1 pseudogene is annotated in these 634 nt (G+C 65.0%); it reads right to left on the bottom strand.

Annotated elements, in window-relative coordinates:
- A pseudogene (locus ACYVD0_RS12855) lies at window positions 1-493 on the bottom strand (IS66 family transposase); the annotation flags it as partial.
- Window positions 494-634 lie beyond the last annotated feature (141 nt).

The following is a 634-nucleotide window of genomic DNA, read 5'->3' on the forward strand; positions in this document are numbered from 1 at the left end:
CTAACCGGTCACGCACGTCACGCTCGATTTCGTACAGCAGGCCGATGGAGTGCAGCGCCTGCCCGGCCAACTGGCTCTGGTTGGCGACGTGCAGGTCGTAGAACTTGCGCCGGGCATGGGTCATGCAGCCGACCTCGGTCATCCCCTGCTCGAAGCAGGCCTTGTAGCCGGCGAAGTCGTCGCAGACCAGCTTGCCTTTACAGTCGCCCAGGAAGGCGCGGGCATGCTCGCCGGCACGGCTGGGGCTGAAGTCGTAGACCACCGCGCGCAGCTCGGCGAACGGGCTGGCTGCATAGGCCCAGACGTAGGCGCGCTGGGTCTTCTTCAGGCCCGGCGCGAGCATCGGCACCGGGGTCTCGTCGGCATGGATGACGCCCTGTTCCAGAACGATCTCCCGCAGCGCATCCACCAGCGGTTGCAGCTGGACGCCACAGGCACCGACCCACTGGGCCAGGGTCGAGCGCGGGATGGCCAGACCGGCGCGGCCGAAAAACTGCGCAGCCAGTTCGCGCAGTTGTTCGGGAGTCAGGTGGTCGAAAGCAGAAGAAGTCATGACAACGATTCTGCCGGTTACGACGGCTCGCGACGATAGGTCGTTCGGTCAATTGCGCGCCATGTACGATCGCTGACTATA

Source organism: Azotobacter armeniacus, from assembly GCF_054779355.1.